General features: G+C 68.7%; 17 protein-coding genes and 1 tRNA gene. 6 read left to right on the top strand and 12 right to left on the bottom strand.

The genetic code is table 11. The features are described from left to right. Positions 1-11: 11 nt before the first annotated feature. The 6 genes from B7R22_RS15075 to B7R22_RS15050 all read right to left on the bottom strand — a co-directional run bounded on the left by B7R22_RS15075 (position 12) and on the right by B7R22_RS15050 (position 6,937). Complete coding sequence (locus tag B7R22_RS15075; protein WP_116412527.1) at positions 12-1,067, bottom strand: alpha/beta hydrolase; 1,056 nt, start codon at positions 1,065-1,067, stop codon at positions 12-14. Then, positions 1,064-2,389: a hypothetical protein gene (locus B7R22_RS15070; protein ID WP_116412526.1), complete on the bottom strand. Its 1,326-nt coding sequence runs from the start codon at positions 2,387-2,389 to the stop codon at positions 1,064-1,066. The genes B7R22_RS15075 and B7R22_RS15070 overlap by 4 nt, the downstream gene beginning before the upstream one ends. After that, positions 2,386-3,558 carry a hypothetical protein gene (locus B7R22_RS15065; RefSeq protein WP_216363491.1) on the bottom strand — a complete coding sequence of 391 codons (1,173 nt, stop codon included), beginning with the start codon at positions 3,556-3,558 and terminating at the stop codon, positions 2,386-2,388. Before B7R22_RS15065 ends, B7R22_RS15070 begins: the two co-directional genes overlap by 4 nt. Continuing rightward, positions 3,555-4,664 (bottom strand): hypothetical protein, encoded by a 1,110-nt coding sequence (locus tag B7R22_RS15060; RefSeq protein WP_116412525.1) that lies wholly within the window; start codon positions 4,662-4,664, stop codon positions 3,555-3,557. The genes B7R22_RS15065 and B7R22_RS15060 overlap by 4 nt, the downstream gene beginning before the upstream one ends. Continuing rightward, complete coding sequence (locus tag B7R22_RS15055; protein WP_253259108.1) at positions 4,661-6,418, bottom strand: phenylacetate--CoA ligase family protein; 1,758 nt, start codon at positions 6,416-6,418, stop codon at positions 4,661-4,663. The genes B7R22_RS15060 and B7R22_RS15055 overlap by 4 nt, the downstream gene beginning before the upstream one ends. A 111-nt stretch (positions 6,419-6,529) precedes the next feature. Further along, positions 6,530-6,937 carry an ester cyclase gene (locus B7R22_RS15050; protein WP_116412524.1) on the bottom strand — a complete coding sequence of 136 codons (408 nt, stop codon included), beginning with the start codon at positions 6,935-6,937 and terminating at the stop codon, positions 6,530-6,532. A 194-nt stretch (positions 6,938-7,131) separates the two neighbouring features. On the opposite strand from B7R22_RS15050, the gene B7R22_RS15045 reads away from it, so the two are divergent. After that, positions 7,132-8,904 carry a phosphoenolpyruvate--protein phosphotransferase gene (locus B7R22_RS15045; RefSeq protein WP_116412523.1) on the top strand — a complete coding sequence of 591 codons (1,773 nt, stop codon included), beginning with the start codon at positions 7,132-7,134 and terminating at the stop codon, positions 8,902-8,904. A gap of 65 nt (positions 8,905-8,969) precedes the next feature. After that, positions 8,970-9,662 (top strand): hypothetical protein, encoded by a 693-nt coding sequence (locus tag B7R22_RS15040; protein ID WP_116412522.1) that lies wholly within the window; start codon positions 8,970-8,972, stop codon positions 9,660-9,662. A 29-nt stretch (positions 9,663-9,691) separates the two neighbouring features. Here the strand turns inward: B7R22_RS15040 and B7R22_RS15035 are convergent, their stop codons facing one another. Both B7R22_RS15035 and B7R22_RS18870 read right to left on the bottom strand, forming a co-directional pair. After that, positions 9,692-10,066, bottom strand: a complete 375-nt coding sequence (locus B7R22_RS15035) for a hypothetical protein (protein WP_116412521.1) — start codon at positions 10,064-10,066, stop codon at positions 9,692-9,694. Then, a complete protein-coding gene (locus tag B7R22_RS18870) occupies positions 10,063-10,257 on the bottom strand; it encodes a hypothetical protein (RefSeq protein WP_147305412.1) in 195 nt (64 codons plus the stop codon). The genes B7R22_RS15035 and B7R22_RS18870 overlap by 4 nt, the downstream gene beginning before the upstream one ends. Positions 10,258-10,485: 228 nt before the next feature. Here B7R22_RS18870 and B7R22_RS15030 point away from each other — a divergent pair, with 228 nt between their 5' ends. After that, positions 10,486-12,345 carry a carboxylesterase/lipase family protein gene (locus B7R22_RS15030; RefSeq protein ID WP_116412520.1) on the top strand — a complete coding sequence of 620 codons (1,860 nt, stop codon included), beginning with the start codon at positions 10,486-10,488 and terminating at the stop codon, positions 12,343-12,345. Positions 12,346-12,714: 369 nt separating this feature from the next. Here the strand turns inward: B7R22_RS15030 and radA are convergent, their stop codons facing one another. From radA to B7R22_RS15010, 4 genes are all read right to left on the bottom strand, one after another. Beyond that, positions 12,715-14,043 carry a DNA repair protein RadA gene (gene radA / locus B7R22_RS15025; protein WP_116412519.1) on the bottom strand — a complete coding sequence of 443 codons (1,329 nt, stop codon included), beginning with the start codon at positions 14,041-14,043 and terminating at the stop codon, positions 12,715-12,717. 122 nt (positions 14,044-14,165) lie between these two features. Beyond that, positions 14,166-14,942, bottom strand: a complete 777-nt coding sequence (locus tag B7R22_RS15020; protein ID WP_116412657.1) for a hypothetical protein — start codon at positions 14,940-14,942, stop codon at positions 14,166-14,168. A 94-nt stretch (positions 14,943-15,036) separates the two neighbouring features. After that, a complete protein-coding gene (locus B7R22_RS15015; RefSeq protein WP_116412518.1) occupies positions 15,037-15,930 on the bottom strand; it encodes a PIG-L family deacetylase in 894 nt (297 codons plus the stop codon). A gap of 138 nt (positions 15,931-16,068) precedes the next feature. After that, entirely contained in the window at positions 16,069-17,253 is a 1,185-nt protein-coding gene (locus B7R22_RS15010; RefSeq protein WP_116412517.1) for an RtcB family protein, read from the bottom strand. A 455-nt stretch (positions 17,254-17,708) separates the two neighbouring features. Between B7R22_RS15010 and B7R22_RS15005 the strand changes: the two genes are divergently transcribed. The 3 genes from B7R22_RS15005 to B7R22_RS20305 all read left to right on the top strand — a co-directional run bounded on the left by B7R22_RS15005 (position 17,709) and on the right by B7R22_RS20305 (position 19,005). Continuing rightward, entirely contained in the window at positions 17,709-17,909 is a 201-nt protein-coding gene (locus B7R22_RS15005; RefSeq protein ID WP_116412516.1) for a hypothetical protein, read from the top strand. Between the two features lie 52 nt (positions 17,910-17,961). Continuing rightward, positions 17,962-18,051, top strand: a tRNA-Ser gene (locus B7R22_RS15000). Between the two features lie 447 nt (positions 18,052-18,498). Then, positions 18,499-19,005 carry a DUF6789 family protein gene (locus tag B7R22_RS20305; protein WP_367379199.1) on the top strand — a complete coding sequence of 169 codons (507 nt, stop codon included), beginning with the start codon at positions 18,499-18,501 and terminating at the stop codon, positions 19,003-19,005. Positions 19,006-19,159: the final 154 nt, after the last annotated feature.

Here is a 19,159-nt window from a genome sequence, read left to right as displayed (position 1 = left end):
ATGTCCCCGTGTCACGTATGTGTGCGCAGAAACCTCACGAGGTCATTCGATGCCCGCCGGGAGACGGCCATGATTCCGGGGTACGTGACCCAGCCGTGTGTCGCCTCGGGGTAGATCAGCACCTCGGTCAGCACCCCCGCATCCACCAGTCGCTCTGCGTAACGAATACCCTGATCACGCAGCACATCGTGCGCGGCGAGCTGCAGCAGCGCAGGCGGGAGTCCGCTCAGGTCTTCGGTGAGCAACGGGGCTGCACGGGCATCCGACCGCACCGGATCGGCGGGGCCGTCGCCCAGATAGAGATCGAAGAATCGTCGCATGTCCGTTTGGTGCAGAACGGGCTTCCGCGCGTTCTGGCGCATCGACCGGTCGTCGAGATCCGTGTCGGTGACGGGGTAGATGAGGCCCTGTGCGGCGATCGGTGGGCCGCCGCGATCGCGCGAAAGCTGCGTCAGCACAGCGGCGAGGTTGCCCCCCGCGCTGTCGCCGAACACCGCGAGGCGGTCGGGGTCACCGCCGAGCGCGACAGCATTCGCGGCGGCCCACTCGAGTGCGCTGTACGCGTCGTCGACGGCGGCGGGGAACGGATGCTCCGGGGCGAGCCGATAGTCGACCGCGATCACGATAGCGCCGAGCTCGACGGCGACCCGGCTCGGGAGCCAGTCGCACATGTCGAGGGCGCCGAACAGGGTCCAGCCGCCGCCGTGGAAGTAGAGCGCGATCGGGAGGGCCGCAGCCGGCGGCGTGCCGGGGCGGGGTGCGGCCGGGGTGGCCAGGGTGTCGGGAGCTGCGATGGCGCGGCGGGCCCGTGCGCCCGCGAGGGGCATGCCCGGGGCGGGCCGGTAGATGCGCACGGGCAGGTCTCCGGCCGGGGTCGGGAGGGAACGATCATCCACAAGCACCCCACGGTGCCTCGTGCCGAACAGAAGCCGGCGGGCGAACGCCGGCACATGCTGCATGGTCTGGTTGTGGGCGATCTCGGCCGGGCTCATGGTGGCGATGTGCATCGAGGGGAAGCGGTCCATGACCCAGCCCCAGGCGCGCACCCGGCGGGGGATCGCGGTCATCGGGTGGCACTGCCGGCGCTGGTGGCGTAGGTGCCGTTGTCGGCGCTGGCCGCACCGTGCCCACGATCGTCCGACAGTCGCGGCGACCGCGGAACCTTGGCCGACGCCACTCCCGCGCTGAAGACCGACAGGGCAACGTCGCTCCGCCCGAGCGACAGGCGCTTGCGGAGAAGCCCGTGCGCCAATGGGGAATCGATGAGCTCGGAGTGCGGCGAGACGACCAGCCCGAGCCGGTGCGCGTGCAGCCAGAGACGTTGGAGCACGCGTCCCGCTTCGAGGGCGTCGGGTTCCGAGACGCCGATGCGGCTGTCCATCGCGGCCGTCACGCGCGGACCGTCGTCGAGCGCGGCCAGTCGGGCATTCGCCACGAGCACGAGGTGCGTCGCAGACCCCGACGCGCTTTCGCCGAGCGACAGGGAGAGCGGGCGGAGGGTGCGGGCCCGTTCGAGCGACTCGGCAGCGCGCCCCACGATGCCGGCGGCGCCCAGAAGAGGGTCCCGGATGCGTCGCCACCGGGTCGCCGGGGCCGCGAGCCGTGCCAGCGGGCCCGGGATGCCGAGCATCACGTCGGTCATGCCGTCTTCGGTGTACCGCGGGTGTGCGGGGTCGAGGCGCAGCCAGTGCAGCAGCTCCCTCGCCACGCTCGGGCGCGATGCGGTGAACGCGATCCCGAGCCGGCTGAGGTACGCCATCGCCCTGTCGTCGAGCCTCCGGAGGCTGAGCCACGGGGGCAGGTCGACGTCGCTGAGGTTGTCCCAGGTCGCCGGATGCCCTACCAGGCGTCCGCGGAACACCGCCCTGTCGCGAACGTCGGCCGAGGTGAAGGGGTGCCGGACGGTGGCCGGGTCGCCCGGCGTCGGCGGGGTGGCGGGCGGGAGGGATGTGCCGCCCCGAGGCTCGGGATCGCCCGGCCCGGGCGCCGAGGCCGGCCCGGACATCCTCGTCGGCGTGGCCGGTTCGAGGCTGACGCGCAGCACCGGGCGTGCGTGGTCGGCGGGCCCGGTGAGCGGCAGCTCCTCGAGTCGTTCCAGGAGTGCGAGGGTCTGCACGCGCGTGTCGAAGCCCGCCTCGGCGGCGCCGATCGCGAAACTCTCGACCCAGGCCCCCAGCGACAGCACGACGTCGCGAAAGCTCGGGTCGCCGGCCGGCAGCGTGCGGCTCGGCACCACACACACTTCGACGGCCGTGCCCCCGGTGTCGGCCTCGCCGCCTCCGCCGCCGACGATGTGCGGCGACCACGGCTGGGTGTTGTGCGGCGACGGCGCCCGCCCCGCCAGCGCGAGGAGGCTCTCGAGCAGACGTGTTGTACTCGGGTCGGTCACAGGTGGTCTCCCTCTGGGTCTTTCGTGCGATCTGCGGCCAACCCGGCATCCGGCGGCAGCCTTGCCTGCACCGGGCGCCGATAGAACGTGTAACCGTGCAGCGGACGGCCGCCGAACCGGGTGAACTGCGCCGTCGACGCGGGATTGTCGCGCCCCACATACGTGCTGCGGAGCGCGCCGTACCCGCCGGCGGCCAGGTTGGCCTGCAGCTGGCGGCTCAGCAGGCTCAGGATGCCCTGCCCCTGTCTGCCCGGATCCGTGCCCTGGATGACGAGGATCGCGTCCCGCCGGTAGTTTCCCCGGGTCGCCAGCAGCTGCAGCTGCCGAATGAGCGTCAACCGCCCGCCCACCCGTTGCACGAACGCGGTGATGTCGGGAACGACCAGCACAAACGCCACCGCCCGGCCCGAGACAGCATCGCGGGCCAGCAGCAGCAAGTTCTCGTCGAGCAGGAACGCGAGGCCGTCGGTTGCCGCATCCATCTCAGCGGCGGAGATCTCGGTGTAGTACGGCAGCTGGGCGAACGAGGCGTTCAGGAGCGTGAGCAACTCCGGGATCAGCCGTTTCATCTCACGCTTCGAGCCGTGCTCAAGGTGCAAGCCAGCGGCCGTCCACTCCTCGGGCTCGGGTGCGGTCACTGGCGCCCGGCCCATCTCTACGATCCAGGTGTCGGCCTCGCCCCAGCGTTCGAACCCTTCCGCCTCGTAGACGATCGGGGTGAGGGCGTCGTTCCACGCGGAGTCCACGAAGCCGCGTTCCTCGAAGCCGGAAGTAATGACGCCGCCGGCCTGGTTCGGCAGCAGCGACACCGGGCCGAACAACGTCTCACCGCCGGAGGCGAGGGCTCGCCGATCAAGTTCTGCGAAGAGGGCTGCGGCCGCCTCGCCGTCGCGGAACTCGGTTGCGCCGAACAGCTGCAACCGCTCGCCGAGCTTCGCGTCGAGCCGGCGGTCGGTGTGGGCTGTCGTGCGGCCGACCGCGGTTCCGCTGCTGTCGCGGGCGAGCAGCAGCGCGATGGGTTCCGGATGCGGGCTCCGCCCGGTGAACCATGAGCGGATGCTCGCCTCGAGCAGCGGCACGGCCAGGTTCCGGGGCTGGAGTCGGAGCGGAAGGGCGATGAACTCGTCGAGCGCGGCGCGGGTGGTGACCTGCTCGACGGTGACGCTCATCGGGCGTCCCCGTCGGCGCGGGGCGCGGGTGGCTGCGGGTTTGTCTGTGTCGGGGGCGCGGGTGGCTGCGGGTTTGTCGGTGGCCGGGGCGCGGGTGGCTGCGGGGTGGTCGGTGTCGGGGGTGCGGGTGGCCCCGGGGTGGTCGGGTGCGCCGCGCTGTCGGCAGGGGCCTCATCGGGGGCGAGGTGCAGGCGGATGTAGCCACCCGTGCCGTTCCTGGTGCCGCGGGTGATCCACTGCATGAGCGTGCGATGGGCCGGAAGCCTGGCGAACGACAGCAGATCGTCGCGCGTGGCGAAGAAGGCGAGGGTTCCGAGGGTGAAGGGCGGTTCCCAGTACACGGTGTGCCAGACGTAGCCGCGGAGCGTCTGCATGCGCGCCACCATCGGATACCAGGTGCGCGACAACTGAACCAGTGCCCGCGGCCCGCGATACTTGGTCGCCCCGATGAACATGGCACGGGCATCCGTCACCGGGCGCGCCGCCTCCGCAGTCCCCGCCGCCTGCGCCTGCTCCGCCGCCCCCGCTGGCCGCCCTCCCGCTCGCACCGTCGCCTCCCCCCGCCGCTTCCCCATCGAGATACCGAAAATTGTCGGTTTGGAGCGAGGATACCGACCATTTTCGGTATGTCGATCGCCCGCCGACGTGGCTGCGATGGGTGCGGTGGGGCGGGCGACGGGCGGGCCAGGGGTTCCGCGCCCGGCCTCGACGGAGGTGGGGGTGAAGGTCGGGATGTGCGCCATCACGTTGCCTTCGGCGCGCCAGACCCCGTTGCTGTACCCGTTCGGGTCGGCGACCAGCACGGTCATGGATGTCGCGGCCCCCAATACCGCTCGGCGGAGTGCGTCGGTGGCGGCAACGGCGTCGCCGGGGGTGGCGAAGCAGGCGACGACCCCCGCCGAGATCCCCCGCCGCGTGAACCGTTTCGACCAGATGTGGCCGGGCGCTCGCCGCAGCTCCGCTGCAATCTCGGCCGGCGACGCGGCGATGGCCTTCGAGGCCCGGGCAGCGCCGTGCGGCGCATGTGGCCTGAGGGCGGTCTCCACAACGACCATCGCCTGGGCCCGCCCCTGTTTCGGTGCCCGCGAGAAGTCGGTCGTCCTCATCCGCCCCCGCTGCCACCCGCGCCACTCGCACCCGTGCCACCTACGCCCGCGCCGGCGCCGAGTGCGCCGCTCGCGCTCGCGCCACCCGCACTACCGCCGCTTGCGCCCGCGCCCGCGCCCGCACCACCACCCACCCCACCGCGGTCCGCGGCGTCCACGAGGTACACGTTCTTGATCTTCGACGACCCGTGCACGAACACGCCCGTGCCGTGGTCGTGCACCTCGATGCGCACGTCGGCGGCGGTCGGATCCTCTTCGAGCGACTGCGCGATATCGCGCGAGACGCTTGCGAGGTGCCGCAGCACGCCCGACGCCGATGCCTCGCGAAGCCTCTGCCGGTCATCCGGAGCAAGCGTTGCGCCGGACCGCAGCTGCAGGTGGATGACGGGCCGCTGCTCGAGCCCCCCGATGTCGAGCAGGCTGAGCTTGAACGACTCGATGTTGGAGGCGAACGGATTGTCGAGGTAGAGCCCGTTCTCCACGTCGATCGGGTAGATGTTCGCGCCCATGTACGAAATCGTGGAATCTTTCCGCCCGAAGAGCAGCACGAACGGCAACTTCATGCGCTGGGATGCGAACGCCCGCTCGAAGGCGAGCGCGAGCCGCGGGAACTGCCCGACCAACGCCAGCATCTCGGGGAACGTCACGATGGCCGCCTCGTCACCGATGTTGTAGCGCACTTTGGGGCTCATGATCGCGGTCGAGTTGAGCGTCACCAGCAGTTCGCCCTCGGCGGTCGTCTCGAGGTACGTCTCGAGCGGGTTGTACTGGAACACCATCGGCGTGCGGTCCTCATCCGGCCCGAGCACGAGCGCCCGCAGGTCGCTGTTGGCCACGAGGCTGCGCCGCAGCCACACCGAGAGGTCGCTCTCACCGGCCATTCCGATGGTCAGGTCGGATGCCCCGTAGCCCGAGTACACCCGCACAAAGCGTTTCTCGATGTAGTCCCTGAGGCCCTCGGTGAGAGCTTCACCGCCCACGAAACCGTTGAGCTCATAGGCGTCCCAGTCGAACCCCTCCGCGTCGAGCCGGTCGCGCAGGTGCTTCAGGAACGGGGGATAGGCGCTGATCAGGTAGGTGTACCCGGGGCCGAAGTGGGCGAGTGTGTCGACGATCTTGTCGATGTCCGGCCCGGTGTTCTTCACCATCGCGATCTTCGACATCGCCTGGCCGGTGTTCGTGCCGGTCGCCCAGGCCCCCATCGAGAACGCGTTGATGCAGAAGAGTCTGCGGCTGCCGAACAGGAGGGTGATGTAGCCGGCGACGTTCTTGTGCACGGTGTCGAGCTCGTCTTTGGAGCGCATCCAGTTGTAGGGCTTGCCGCTGGATCCACTCGACTCGTCGACGACGGTTCCGACGGTGACGATCTCACCGTTCCAGCAGCGTTCCTCCTCGGAGTAGCGGTCGACGTACTCCTTCTTCGACGTCGGCTGGTACGACGACAGATTCCACCAGTCGAAGACGAAGTCGTGCTCGTCGAGGTACCGGCGATAGGCGGGAACGTCGAGGTAGGCCTGCTGGCAGATGGCCCACGCGTTCCAGCGGGCGAACCGCTCGAACGACGGGTGGTAGTGCCGGGCGGTGAAGCGCCAGAGCACGGGATGCAGCCGGTAGACGCCGTAGAACGCCGTGACGATCGCCGTCGAGAGGCGCAGCACCGCCTGGCGAAGCAGCCGCCCCGGCCGCGAGTAGTGCGGGCGCGATGGGCCAGATGCCGATCCGGTTCTGGATGCCCGGGGGTTCTGCCTGGACAAGCGATCTCCTCCCGGGAATGCCGCATCGATCATCCCCGGGAACAGTCTAGATGCTCCCGACCTCGTAAGCTGAGAATTTGTCAGGCACGCGCTCTGAGGGGCGGAGCAGCTCTACGCGAGACCGAGCTGTTGCAGCAGCCCAAGCTGGTCGCTGCTTCCCCAGCGTTCGACCATCTTGCCGCCCTCGAACCGGCTGATCTGCAGCCCCCGGAACGTCACCTTCCGTCCGGTCGCCTCGTGACCCATCAGCGGCCCCTGGTGGGTGCCCGTCGCTGTGTAGGCGAATGACACATCGGTGTCGTTTGCGACGAGCCGCTCGACCTCCAGCGCGAAGTCGGGGAAAGCCGTGGCGAGTTCGCCGAAGAACGTCTTGTAGCCTTCGGGGCCGGCGACCTGGCCGGGTGCCGGATCGTTGTCGACGCAATCCGCCGCGACGAGTTCGTCGAAGGCGGCGAAGTCGCGGCTGTTCACCGCTTCGCCGAACTTCTGCTGGGCTTCGATGTTGGATTCCTGTGACATGGGTCCGCCTTTCGAGTTCACGTTCACGTTCGTGTTGTGTCGTGTTCGAGCCTAGGTTCGGATATTCACGGAGCCGAGAGGGTTGCGGATGGGCGCCGGAACGTGCAGAGGTGCGGAGCGGGCCGCCAGATCATCCACAGCACTACTCTGGAGACGACGGACGCAGCACTGCCTGCCGGTCGAAGGAGATCACGATGGTGTTGAACGGTGTCGGAGTCGGTCGGTCGGTTGCTGTGGGCCCGACACTGCGGATGCCCGAACCTCTCGCCGAGCCGATCGACGAGGTCGCCACAGAGCCGCAGCCCGAGGCTTCCGCGCGAGTGCAGGCCGCCTTGGCCGCTGTCTCAGCCGACCTCGAGGCGCGTGGCGAGAAGGCCGGTGGCCAGGCGCAGGACGTTCTGAACGCCCAGGCCCTGATGGCCGCCGACCCCACCATCGTCGAGGACATTGAGGCCCGGCTCGGCGACGGCAGGACCGCCGAGCGCGCGGTGTTCGAGGCGTACGCCGGGTTTCGCGACCTGCTCGTTCAGATGGGCGGTTACATGGCCGAGCGCGCGACCGACCTCGACGATGTCTCCCGCCGCGTGATCGCGCATCTCCGTGGGGTGCCGGCGCCGGGCATCCCCGAGTCCGACGCGCCGTTCATCCTCGTCGCCCACGACCTCGCCCCCGCCGACACGGCGCTGCTCGACCTCGGGAAGGTTCTCGGGCTGATCACGCGCGAGGGCGGGCCGACCTCGCACACTGCGATCCTGGCTAGGTCGAAGTCGATTCCTGCCATCGTGGGGGTCGAGGGAGCCGAGAACATCGTCGACGGCACGTTCGTGGTTCTGGATGCTGCGGCCGGCACCGTCGACACGTCACCCTCCGACGGCGACGTCCAGGATGCCCGCCAGCGCCTCGCCGAACGCGCGAGCCTCGCCGCGGCCCCCCTGACACCCGGCGCGCTCGCCGACGGCACGGCCATCCCGCTGCTCGCGAACCTCGGCTCGGCCGACGGCGCTGCCGAGGCGCTGGCCGCCGGCGCGGAGGGCGTCGGGCTGTTCCGCACGGAGTTCCTCTTTCTCGACGCGAGCGTCGCGCCGACGGTCGACGAACAGTTCGTCGAATACCAGCGGATGCTTCGCGCTTTCGTCGGCAAGAAGGTGGTCGTACGCGTGCTCGATGCGGGCGCCGACAAGCCGCTCAGCTTCCTGAACGACGCACCGGAGGAGAACCCGGCGCTCGGGCTCCGGGGGATTCGTGCGCTGCGGGCGAGCGAACAGATCCTGATCGACCAGCTGACGGCGCTCGCGCGTGCTGAGGAGGCGGTGAACGGTGCCGGGGTGCTCGGCGCGGGGCGCCACGGGAGCGGCGCGGCGGACGGTGGCGCTGGTCGCGCGGCGGGTGCCGGCGCGGCCGCGGGTGCGCCCGGCGCCGGTCGCGTCGACCTCTGGGTGATGGCGCCGATGGTCGCCGATGCCGACGACTCCGAGTACTTCACCACCGTCGCCCGGGAGCTCGGCATCCAGGTCGCCGGCGTGATGGCCGAGGTTCCCTCGTCTGCGCTCGTCGCCGACCAGATCTTCGAGACGGCCGACTTCGTCAGCATCGGAACGAACGACCTCACCCAGTACACCCTCGCCGCCGACCGCCTGCTCGGCTCCGTCGCGAACCTGCAGGATCCGTGGCATCCGGCGGTGCTCCGCCTCGTCGGGATGCTCGGGCGGGCCGGTCTGGACGCCGGAAAGCCGGTCGGCGTGTGCGGCGAGGCCGCCGCGGATCCCCTGCTCGCCGTCGTGCTCGTCGGGCTCGGCGTCACCTCCCTCTCGATGACGCCGGCGGCCATCGCCGACGTGCGGGCCGAACTCGCCCGGCACACCACAGCGGAGGCCGAGGCGCTCGCGCGCGCAGCGCTGAAGGCGACCTCTGCCTCGCGGGCCCGCATCGCGGTGACGAGGCTCGCCGCCGCGAACGCGGTCGGGTAGGGCTCTTTCGCGGGCACGCCAGCGATGTCGCGGAGCCTGTCAGACGTGGCAGGTACCCTTTCCCCATGACCACACCGCCGCCCCGTCGACACTCGCCGAAGGTCTACCGCAGACGGCGGGCCGTTCTGCTGCTGGGGATTCTCGTCGTGGTCGTCGTGGTCGTGGTCGTGCTGCTGGTCATCCTGAAGCCGGGTTCCGGTGGAGGTACGACGCCGGTGGGCAACCAGCAGTCTGCCGTTCCGAACGGCGCTGCGGCCGCAACGGGCACCGCGGGGGCTCCGGATGTCGCGTCCACAGGATCACCTGCCGATCCGTCATCGACCGGCGCTGCAGCGGGCGCCGCCGCCGACGGTTCGGCCGCCTGCGCCGCCGGAAACATCACGGTCACCGCTATCACCGACGCGAGCAACTATGCCGCTGGCTCAGGGCCCCAGCTCTCGTTCAGCATCGTCAACACCGGATCCACGGCCTGCACAATAAACGCCGGCACGTCGAAGCAGGTCTACACGATCACCAGCGGCACCGAGACGTACTGGGTGTCGACCGACTGCCAGAGCGCCCCCTCCGACACCCCCGCCATGCTCGAGCCGGGCGTGGTCGTGACGTCGACGCCCTTCGCCTGGAACAGGGTGCGCTCGTCGCCGTCGACGTGTGCGGGCACCCAGGCAGCGGTTCCCGCAGGCGGCGCCTCGTACCACCTCACCGTCTCGGTGGACGGCATCGCCTCGGCGGCGACGGCGCAGTTCATCCTCTACTGACGTTAGGCAAGCCCGGCTCTGGTCGTGAGTCAGGCCGAGAGCAGCTGGTGCGCGCGCTGGTGAGAGACGCCCATGAGACTGCCGACCTCCCGCGTTGTCAGCCCGGATGCCTTCAGTTCTCGGGCGGCACTCCGGGACTCCTCGGCCGCCTCCGTCTGGGCGCGTGCCGATTCCCGTCGCAGGGCTGCCATTCGGTCGAGGTGGGCCTGGGCGCCCGCGGGGAGCTGGATATGCGTTGCGAGCATGATCTCTGACTCAGGAAGGCCCAGCATGATCGAGATGTAGTCGCGCGCCATGGGCTCGATCTCGCGAACGGTTCGGGCCTGCGTTGCGCCGTCGACGCCATCGACGGTGATGAACCAGAATTTGCCGTCGCGCACCACACGCGCCGTGAAGTCGGTCATTTCGCTGCCTCCATTACTTGCTTGATGATGGTGCGAGCGAGCATCTCGCCGATCTCACTGTGTCTCGGGACGACGACCAGGGTTCCGTTGACCGTGAACACGTCGTGCTTTCCTCCATTGTCGAACAGCACACTCGCGCCAGCGGTCTTGGCGAGCTGTCTGATTCTTTTGTCAAGATCGCGACTTTTCACAGTAGGAGACTAGATCGCCCTAGGCAAGTCACGCAAGAGCGCACTAGACATGAAAGGAAGGGGAGGATCGCGCCAGTCGAAGGGCTGTATTGGATGCTCGAATCCTGCCGTTCGTGTCCGGTCCTGACGTTCGGCCGATGTCGGTATGGCGTTCCCTGCGATCCGCAGCGGAACGGACCCGTCCGGCGGCTGCAGCAGGCGTTCACCTCGCCGGGTTAGCATCGCAGCATGCCCACACTGCGCCAGCCGAGATCGCGCCCCGGCCGCGAACGCGAGGGTTCGGGTGCCCGCACTCCGGGCGCGCTCGAGGTCACGACTGCGCAGGGTGTCGCCCGCGGCATCCGGGAGCACGGGGTCGAGACGTGGCGCGGGCTGCCTTATGCACGGGCACCGGTGGGGGAGCTGCGATTTCGGGCACCGCGCGCGCCTGAGCCCTGGTTCGGGGTGCGCGATGCGCGCGGTTTCGGGGCGGTCGCCCCGCAGTCCCGCGAGGGCAACTTCATCGGTGCCGCGAAGAATGCGGCGATGAGCGAGGACTGCCTGACCCTGAACGTGGTGAGGCCGGTCGGGCGGGGAACACGAATGGCACCGCAGGGTGGGGCGGATGGCGTGCGGATGCCCGAGGCCGGCGGATCCGGGCATCCGGAACCCCTGCTGCCGGTGATGATGTTCATCCACGGCGGCGCGTACAGCGTGGGATCGTCGGCGGAGGTGCCGCACAACGGCGACACTCTCGTGCGGCAGGGAAACGTCGTCTACGTGAGCTTCAACTACCGTCTCGGTGCCTTGGGATTCCTCGACTTCACCGAGTACTCCACGCCAGAGCGCACGATCGAGAACAACCTGGGGCTCAAGGACTGCGTCGCTGCGCTCGAATGGGTGGCGGCGAACATCCGTGCCTTCGGAGGCGACCCGGGCCGAGTCACGCTGTTCGGGGAGTCGGCCGGCGCCAATGCAGTGACGACACTGATGACGGTGCCCCGGGCATCCGGACTCTTCGCGCGCGCCATCGCGCAGAGCTCACCCACGAACGCTGTATATCCGCCGTCCCAGACGCGGCTGTGGGCCTCGGAGTTCGTGGAGCTGCTGAGCGCGCGGGTCGCGAACGACAGTGTCGAGAACACCAGCGCCGAGGATGCCGGCGAGCTGTTGGTGACGGCCGACTGGCGGGACCTCGTTCGGGCCTCGGATGCCCTGACGACGACTGCGCCCGACCTGCACCCGGGCACGATCGCGCTGTGCCCGGTGATCGACGGCGACTTCCTGCCCGAGCGCCCGCTCGACGCGTTCAAGGCAGGGCGCGCGCATCCGGTGCCGCTGATCATCGGCACCAACGACCGCGAGGGATCGCTGTTCAGCGGCAGGCTCGACATTCTGGCGACGACGCCCAAGCGCATCCGGGCGATCTTCGCGAACACGAAGAAGAAGGCGCGGAAGGCGATCAAGGCCGAGTATCCGGGCCTGCCGGTGCGGCGGGCTGCCGCGGACTTCGGTGGGGATTTCGCGTTCTGGTATCCGACGGTGAAGGTGGCGGAGCGGCATGCGCGGTACGCCCCGGTGTACTTCTACCGGTTCGACATTGCGCCGCGGCTGGTGCGGCTGGCGGGATTCGATGCGACCCACGGGCTCGAACTGTTTGCGCTGTTCGACCGGATGGGCGGGGCGTTCGGGCGCACGATGACGCTGCTCGGCGGGCGTCGGTCGTTCCTGGCTGCGGGGGCACGGATGCGTGAGTACTGGGTGCGCTTCGCGTACACGGGGTCGGTCGGAGGGGTTCGTGGGCCGGCCGGGGAGGCAGGGGTTCGGGGTGGTGCACCTCTGGGAGGTGTGGATGTTCGGGGTGCTGTGCGGGCCTCGGATGTGGATGATCGGGGTGCTGTGCTGGCATCGGACGGGGGCGGTGCGCGGGCGGGGTTCGGCGCGTGGTTGCCGGGCGCGAGCCGAGGTGTGGCGACCAACGTGATCGAGTGGCCGCTCTACGATGAACGGTCGCGGCGGACCCTCGTGATCGACGCTTCGGATCGGGTCGAGCGCGATCCGCGGGCCTCGCGGCGGGTTGCGTGGCAGGCGTTCGTGCCGCACGTGTGACTGGCAGGCGCGTGGCGCGCTCGGGGCCCCGAAAAGGACGCAAAGTGCTCCAAACCTGCAGCTGTGGAGCATTTTGCGTCCTTCGAAGTTCTCAGGGCTGCTGCGGGGTGGTCTCCGCGACTCTGCCCATGCCGAAGGGCCCCAAAACGTAGGACCGCGCTGCTTTTGGAACGATTTGCGTCCCTTCGCGATGCCGTGGGAGGCGCGGGGCGCGGAATGCGCGGGGTGGGTGGCGCGGGGTGCGGAATGTACCGAGGAGGGGTGGGGCGTGGCGAGCGCGGTCTGCGGGGGCGGTGAGGGCAGCGCGCGCGTGCGCGGGCGGTCTGCGGGGGAAGTGGGGGCAGTGCGCGTGCGCGAAGTGGCGAGCCCCTAAGCCGTCTCGAAGGCCGAGACGAAGGCCTGGCGGATGCCCGTCTGGCCGGGCCCGAGGATCTTCGTGAAACCGAGGCGACGCGCCTCCGTGGCCCGCAGGTCGCTGGATGTCACGGGGCGCACTTCACCGGCGAGGCTGATCTCGCCGAAGGCCACGAAGTTGTGGGGGAGCGCCCTGTCGTTGTTCGCCGACGCGATGGCGAGGGCGATCGCGAGGTCGGCCGACGGCTCGGTAAGCTTCACCCCGCCGACGGTCGAGACGTACACGTCTTTGTCGGAGAGCTTCACCTTCAGCCGTCGCTCCAGCACCGCCAGCAGCATCGAGACACGCGAGGAGTCGACCCCGTTCGTCACCCGCCTCGGGTTCGGCGCGGTCGTGGCGACCACGAGCGCCTGCACCTCGACGGGCAGGGCGCGGCGCCCCTCGAGCGCCACGGTGACGCAGGTGCCGCTCACTGCCTCGGCGCCCCGGCTGAGAAACAGCCCGCTCGGATCCGGCACCTCGCGGATGCCCTCCCCGGTCATCTCGAAGCAGCCCACCTCGTCGGTCGGCCCGAACCGGTTCTTCAGGGTGCGCACGAAACGCAGCGACGTCTGGCGGTCTCCCTCGAACTGGCAGACGACGTCGACGAGGTGTTCGAGCACGCGGGGCCCGGCAATGGAGCCGTCTTTCGTGACGTGCCCGACGAGCAGCACCGGCAGCGATCGCTCCTTCGCCACGCGGATGAGCGCCGACGCCACGGCCCGTACCTGTGTCGGCCCGCCGGCGGCGCCTTCGATCTGTGAGCTGCTCACCGTCTGCACGGAGTCGACGATCACGAGGTGCGGCATCACGGCGTCGATCTGCCCGAGGATCGTTGCGAGGTCGGTCTCGGCGGCGAGCATGAGGGTGGGGGAGAGGGATCGGGTTCGCTCGGCCCGCATCTTGATCTGCCCGACGGACTCCTCGGCGCTGACATAGAGCACCCGCAGGTGTTCCTGCGCTGCCCGCGCCGCGACCTCCAAAAGCAGCGTCGACTTGCCGACCCCCGGCTCGCCGGAGAGCAGAATCGCCACCCCCGGCACCAGGCCGCCGCCGAGCACGCGGTCGAACTCGGTGATGCCCGTCGCCCAGTGCATCGCGGCGTCGGTCTCGATCTCGGTGATCGGCCGGGCGATGCTCGCCTCGTCGATGTTGGCGGCCCGCACCTGGCCCTGGAGTCCCGTGGACTCGGCCGCAGAGACGACCGTGCCCCACGCCTGGCATTCACCGCAGCGGCCGGCCCAGCGCAGGGTCGTCCACCCGCACTCGGTGCACTTGAAGTTGCTGAGGGGCTTGGTGGGCATGCTTCCACCCTAGGCTCGGCCACCGACACCCGCGGGAGCCGCGGCGAAAGCTGTGGAGAAACACGGATGCTCGCCCCCTGTGGAGGAGGCGAGCATCCAGAACCGTTTCAGACAGGGACGAGCTACGCCTCGGGGTCGACCGGGTCGGCGAGCTTCTTGCCCTGGGAGGCCAGGGTGGCGGAGCGTTCCGCGAGGCGGCGGCGCACTTCGGCCTGGGCATCCTCGATGACGTGCGCATCCAGCGGAGGGTTCACGTTGTTCGAGGCACCGTGGTACTTCTCGATGTAGGCGTCGAGCTCAGGGCCCGACTCCCACGAGGTGATCAGGCAGTAACGCGGCTCGGGGCCGACCTGCCAGACGGCGTGCCAGAACCGCTGGGTGTCGACGATGACCTGCGCGCCGGCGGGGAGCGGGATGCGCACCTCGGTATCGGGATTGAAACGGTCTTCGCGCAGGATCAGCACCGATGACGGATCATCCGACAGGTTGAAGAAGCCACGCACGATCCAACCAGTGCCCTCGGGGTTCAGCCGGTTGTTGTCGTCCTGATGCAGGTTGTAGATGGCATTCGTGTAGTCGTTCGGCTGCAGTTCGATGACGCGGCAGCGGCCGATGTTCGCTCCGGGCTCCTCTGCGCGGGCCTTCAGAATGGGCGCGACATCCACGTTCGCCTGCACCCAGACGCCGTCTTTGTCGGTGCGGGGCGGCGTGTGGTTCCAGAATCCGTTGCACTCCATCTCGCCGAACGCGCTTGCGAGGGGGGCGAAACGGGTGACGCCCGACGATTTCCAGTCCACGAATTCGAGGTCGAGCCACTCTTTCGGGTCGCCGACCTGGTCGTAGGAGTCGAGGATGACGTAACCCTTTTCCGCAAAGGCGGGTGAGGTGATGAAGCTCATGTGGGTGAATGTGCCTTTCTTCTGAAGACCGAGCACGTTTCTACGAGTCCTGGTAAGGCGAGCCTAACACTCGACCCCTTGTGATCGACGGAAATCAGGGTGCCGTGACCCGATCGGAATCGACCGGGCCGACGCCATCGAAACGCCTGAACACCTCGACGTCGGCAACGGTATGACGCTGCCCACCGGAGAGGATGATGTCGCCGCCGTCGACAGTGAGCTGGGTGGCGTGGGCGGCCAGTGCGGCGAATGTGGCGGCGCGATGTTCGCCGAGTGGCACGACCACGTCGCCCGGGGCCGCGGGTGCGTCACCCTTCCAATCAGCGACGACGGTATAGAGAGGGATGCCCGTCAACCTCGATACGGTGACGGCCGCGTCGTGCATCCGCACGTGGTCCGGATGCCCGTACCCGCCACGCTCGTCGTAACTGACCAAGAGGCGCGGGGCGACATCCCGCACGACCACAAGGGCGTCTTCGACGATCTCGTCGAGTGGTGCCAGGCCCAGCGCGTCAACCGGAGCGTCGTCGGCCGCGATGGCCGTGCCGTCGGGCCCCCACTGCATGCCCGAATCGGCATATACGCGCGGGTCCAGTCCGGCAGCCCGTGCGCCGGATGCCTCGGCAGATGCTCCCGCTTTCGCTCTTGCTCCTGCCCGGGCATCGGCTCCCGCTCCGGCACCGGCCTCCGCTCTTGCACCGGCGACGGCGCCGAGGAAACGGTGGTCGTCGACCCCGAGCGCGCGCATCGCGGCGGCGAGTTCCGCGACGCGCACCGCCGCAAGCTCCCGCGTGCCCTCCAGCGGCTTGAGCGGCCCGGGCACGACCTCGCCCTGCTCGCCTCGGGTTCCGGTGAGGAGCACCACGCGATATCCATCCGCCGCGAGGCGTGCCATGAGACCCCCGGTTGCGAGAGTCTCGTCGTCGGGGTGGGCGTGCAGCAGCACCACGGATGCCCCGGGGTGCCCTTCGAGTTCGGTGAACGGCATCCACCCAGCGTATTGCTACCCGTTCGGGAGGAGCTCAGCGAGTATGCCGCGCTCTTCGGCGCACATCGTCTGAGCTCCTCCCGATCGGGAATGAAGCGGCGCCGGCCGGTCCAGGCCACCCCGGCACCGGGGCGCGCCTCAGTCGCCCTTCACGTTCAGGATCTGCCGCAGCATGTGACGCACCTCGACCAGGTCGGCGGCATCGGCCATCACCTGGTCGATCGGCTTGTACGCCGCCGGGATCTCGTCGATGAACGCCGCCGTGTCGCGGAACTCGATCCCGACCATCGCCTCCCGCGACTGCTCGTGCGTGAACTCGCGCCGCGCCGCACTCCGGGAGTGCGACCGCCCCGCGCCGTGCGGCGACGACTCGAGCGCAAGCACATTGCCGCGCCCGGCGACCACGTACGACGCCGTGCCCATCGACCCCGGGATGAGTCCCGCCTGCCCGGCCCGCGCCGAGATCGCGCCCTTCCGCGACAGCCACACGCTCTTTCCGAAGTGAGTCTCCTTCTGCGTGAAGTTGTGGTGGCAGTTGATGCGTTCCACGTCTTCGACCGCAGCGCCCATGAAGTCGCCGAGCTGGCGGATGACCCTGTCCATCATCTCCTCACGGTTCAGCAGGGCGAAGTGCTGGGCCCAGCGGAGCTCGGCGATGTAACGGTCGAACTCCGGCGTTCCCTCCACCAGGTAGGCGAGGTCGCGGTCGGCGAGCGGGATCCACCATTTTGTCATGAGCGCCTGCGCGACCTTGATGTGGTGCTGGGCGATGCGGTTGCCGACCCCGCGGCTGCCCGAGTGCAGGAACAGCCAGACCTGATCGTTCTCGTCGAGCGACACCTCGATGAAGTGGTTGCCGCTGCCGAGCGTGCCGAGCTGCAGCGCCCACGCCTTCGCGCGCGTCGCCGGGTCGAAACCGGCCTCGACGGCCAGGGCCTCGAGCTCGGCGACGCGGGGCGCAGCCGTCGCGACGATCTTGTTGTTCCGGCCTCCGGCCGAGAGCGGGATGGCGCGCTCGATCTGTTCGCGCAGGTCGCTGAGCGGGGTGCCGCCGGCGACGCGGGCCGCGACATCCAGAGCCGTGAACTGCGTCTTCACCGCGATCATGCCGCAACCGATGTCGACGCCGACCGCCGCGGGCATGACCGCGCCGAGCGTCGGGATGACCGAACCGACCGTGGCGCCCAGCCCGAGGTGGGCGTCGGGCATCAGGGCGAGGTGCGGGTAGATGAAGGGCATGCGCGATGAGGTGCGGGCCTGCTCGAGAGTGTTCTCCTCGAGGATGCTCGCCCACGACAGCAGGCGTTCGGTGATCTTCTTCATGACCTTTCTTTCTTTCGTTTCTTCAGGTTTCGACGCGCCGGCGCTACGGAAAGGCCCGCAACGCAGAAAAGGGCCCCGACCTCGATGGTCGGAGCCCTGTGCAGAGTGTTTCTCTACGGAGCGTCGAGGGGATCGAGGGAGCGGGGATCGAGGGGGAGGGGCCGCCCGTTTGCGGGCAGGTCGGAGCGAAGCGTGGACTGCTGCTGGTAGCCGCGCATGGCCTGCTCCGTTCCGATGGTTCTCGCTCGATGTGTGCCCGTCCGACACAGCCTTGCGACGATACCCGCGCGCTCATTCCGTGTCAACAGAGCGTGTGGTTTAGCCTGAGACAAGGCATCCCGCACCCAGGTCGAGGTCAGTCGTGTCTCCACGCCAGACTGCGACACGTACGCCCGCGTCAACACGCCGAGCAGGCGACCAGCGACACGCCGCTGAAGGACTCGAACAGCATCCGTGTGTACGACACGTCGGTCGACGGCATCGCGGATGCACTGACTCCGGTGTCGATTCCGGATGCTGTCGCCGCCGTCAACGGCCGGCTGACCGAAGCGGTCGGGGTCGCGCGCGGCCACGACGAGCTGATCGCCGAGGGCAAGACCCGGCACGCGGAGGCGATGGAGCAGGCGGGCGATGCCCGGAAGGCTGGCGAGGAGTAGCGCATGGCGCCCGGATTGGCGCCCTGCTGCGGGGTGCCGTAAGGTATTCCCCGGTACCGTGTCCGAGCGGCCGAAGGTACATGTCTCGAAAACATGTGTGCTTGAAAGAGCACCGTGGGTTCAAATCCCACCGGTACCGCCATCGGAAAGCCCTCCAGTTCCCCGTGCTTACGAGGATCTGGGGGGCTCTTCCAATTCAGGACCTCTCCAGACCCCACAAAACCCCACATTCGCTTTTTCGCGGTCACGCCGAGTGCTTCTGCGACCGCAGTGAAGTGCACACCGGTCCGGGTAGTGCGGATAGTTGAGAGTTCACCCTTGAGAGGAATTCGCATATCTGAACGCAACACATTTGTTCGTAGCCTGCACGATGTGGGCCTCGCCGCCTGGTTCAGAGGTACCCTGATGGGCGCCGTTGGACTGAACGGTGCTACCAGTGGGTCACCCCTGCGCTGACGACGGTCCTGATCGTTCTCGCCGCGCAGCAGGGCGAACAGCAGCGGCCGGTGGCAGGCTTCCTCAGCAAGCTCGGCAGATCTGACTGATTCGGAACAGAGTCGCGCCGAGCGACTTCTGACACACTAGGCGCATGTGCCAACACGTCTTCGTGCGTCGCGTCCTGGTGGGGGGAACAACAGCTGGTGTTTTAGCCACGGCGGCGATGAGCACGGTGTTCATCGCTGCCGACAGGATGCGGCTCATCGATCGAAAACCACCACAGATCATTGTGGACCATTTTTTCCCAACCTCGAGAACGAATACTGCTGACCGGACGGCTCTGCTCGGCCACTTCGCGTACGGAGCTGCGGGAGGTGCAGGGTACGCAGCTTTTGCTTACGCACTCCGGCGCTCTGGCCGAGTAAATGCCTGCAGTGGGTTCGGCTACGGTCTTCTCGTGTGGGCGGTGAGCTACGAAGGCTGGTTGCCGCTCGTCGGCGTTCTACCACCAGCGCATCGCGACCGTCCAGGTCGCGCCTGGACGATAGTCGCGGCTCATATAATCTACGGCATCAGCCTGGGGCTGCTGTGTCAGCCGGCCGACGCCTCTCGTAAAGTTCCAGCACGCGCCCTCGGGTCGAAACGAAGCGCTCCGTAGTGAAGCAGCGATGGTGGGACAATCCGTGGTGACGTCCCCTCGAGTGGTGTGCTTTCGCTTTGCCGGTTGAGGTCAGTGGTTGAAGCTTAGGCGGCGATGAGTTCGGGCAGTGTTGTCACCTCCTCGATCGCGGTGGTTGGGTCGTTCATGGTCT

The organism is Subtercola boreus, assembly GCF_003399635.1.
In the GTDB taxonomy this organism is placed as follows: domain Bacteria; phylum Actinomycetota; class Actinomycetes; order Actinomycetales; family Microbacteriaceae; genus Subtercola; species Subtercola boreus_B.
Note: the sequence above shows the minus strand (reverse complement) of the source record. Positions and strands in the feature narration are given on the sequence as shown.